This window comes from Glycomyces sp. NPDC021274 (assembly GCF_040641195.1).
Lineage (GTDB): Bacteria > Actinomycetota > Actinomycetes > Mycobacteriales > Micromonosporaceae > Glycomyces.
Window position 1 is genome coordinate 1 of record NZ_JBFADC010000042.1, and the last position, 2,049, is coordinate 2,049.

Sequence of the window (2,049 nt, forward strand, 5' to 3'; positions counted from 1 at the left end):
CTCCGGCGGCCGTGCCGCTCGCGTTGTTTTGCCTGGTGAAAAGGCGCGCCCCCGCCGGTTCGGCCGGCGGGGGCGTATCGCCTCAACTGTCCCTGTTGTCCGCGCTTATGAGCCGGCGCCGGGGTCCTTGGGTCGGGGCGGGCGGGGCTTGCGCTGGCTGTGGGCGGACATGCCGCCCTGCGGGCCGTTGCTGGCGTTGGAGCGGCTGCTACTGCTGCTGTTGTTGCCGCTGGACCGGTCTCCGTGCGTCGAGATCCCGCGCATGACGCCGGCGGCGGCGCCGGTACCGGCCGAGGCGGTCATCGCGCCGACGGCGCCCCCGGCGACCCGGCCAGCCATCCGCCCTTGCACCCGCGCGATCCTGAACGACTCGCCCATGCCCGGGACCTTGGTGATCAGCATGACTGAGGCCCCGAGCGCGATGCCGGTGATCGCCAGCCCGGTCGTGACACTTCCGCGTGACGCGTCGCCCTGAAGTGCGGCGGCGAGTCCGAGCACGATGACGATGACGGGCTCTATCCCGATGATGGCGACGAGGCACCCGGACCACTTGCGGACCTTGCTCCACCAGTCCCGATCCACCAGCCCGCTGTAAACGAGGATGCCCAGGATCGCGCCGACGTAGATGGCCAGGCGCCGCAGGATCACCAGCAGATAGAGCGCCCCACACAACAGCAGTGTGGCCAACCCCTTCAGCAGCCAGATCAGCGGGCCCCCGCCGCCCGCGCCCGACTCCAGATCACGGGCCCAGGACGCGAACAGGTCCCCGTGCGAACCGAGACCGCCGGCCAGCGCCTGGGTGACCGCGCTGACCGCCTCGATCGTGATGTAGAGGAGGGCAGGCGCGAAAGCCGTGACGCCCACCGCCAGCCACAGCAGGCCGATCGCGTCCCGCATGGCATCCACCAGCCTGGCGCCGTTGACCGCCCGTTTCGTGATCGCCTTGAGCCACAGCACCAGGACGAGGAGGGAACTCCCGGCGAACACGACGGCGTACTGCTGGATGAACGAGGCGTTGGCCAGGTCGATTTGGTGCGGCGACGTGAGGAACTCACCCAGATGCCGGACCATCCACGCCGCGGCATGCCCGGTCGCTTTCGCCAAGGACGTCAGCGGGTCCATCGCATCGAGCGGATTGTCCGCGGCGCCCGCTCCCCCGCCCCCGCCGGGCTGGGTCCGGCCCACGCAGATGTCGTACGCGGCGCCGGGGAGCCCGGTGCAACTGGGGTCTGCGGGCGGGGTGGGATCAGGCATGGGGGCTCCCCTGGCGTGTGGTGTGGTGTGGCACTGCCTCCCCCTCGTCTGCGTGGTCTGGTGCGGCCGGCGGGCCCGTGTCGTGTATACCCGTGTCCCGTACGTGCCCCTGGATTCGAGCGTGCACGGTGTGGTGCGGGCGCGTCCACCGCGCACGGCCGCACAGCACGCCGCGGCCGGGCCGCACCCCCGCCCGCACTTCTATATATAGGGCGCCAGGGCCCCAGGACGGGGGGTCTCATTTTGACCTACCTGACCAGACAGTGCAGGTCAGCACGCGAATTCGCTACCAACCAGTGTGGGTTGGTCGGCCGGTCGCGACGGCCGGATTGGCCGGTCGCGGGGCCGGGGCCGGTGGTTCTGGCCGGCCCCGGCTGGTCGATTCGGGGCCTGGCCGGTGGGTGGCCGGTGGGTGGGTGGTCACCGGCCCAGGGCGGCCCGCACGTCCGCCAGTTTGCAGGCCATCGGCCGCTCCGGGTCGAGGGTGGAGTCCAGCCTCGCTCGGGGGATCGTCAGCCCCGCACTGCGCAGTTCCGCGTTGAGGGTGCGGCCGACCATGGCCAGCCGGTCCCGCCGGCCGTCCCAGCGGGCCCACGTCGCCGGGTCCACCGTCGCCAGATGGTCCGCGATTTGAGTCAGGGTCAGCCACTCCGGGTCGCCCGCCGCGGCGAACGCGTCCAGGAGCCGCTGCGCGATCTGCGGGACGGTGGCCTCGTCCCCGGCATCCTGGGGGTCGTCCTCGGGGGTCCAGTGGATGATCGCATCCGCTCGCACTTCTCGACCATCGTGACCGAA

At 71.4% G+C, this 2,049-nt stretch carries 2 protein-coding genes; both read right to left on the bottom strand.

Annotated features, from left to right (window positions below):
* Positions 1-105 precede the first annotated feature (105 nt).
* On the bottom strand, positions 106-1,254 hold the full coding sequence (locus AB0I03_RS26360) for a hypothetical protein (protein ID WP_102927040.1): 1,149 nt from the start codon (positions 1,252-1,254) through the stop codon (positions 106-108).
* Positions 1,255-1,674: 420 nt separating this feature from the next.
* Positions 1,675-2,049, bottom strand: a 375-nt coding sequence (locus tag AB0I03_RS26365; protein WP_360417298.1) for a hypothetical protein, incomplete at its 5' end; no start/stop codon positions are given.

What these genes read in the sequence shown, in the direction of transcription:
- AB0I03_RS26360 (WP_102927040.1), bottom strand. Translation starts at nt 1,254, where the DNA reads ATGCCTGATCCCACCCCGCCCGCAGACCCCAGTTGCACCGGGCTCCCC.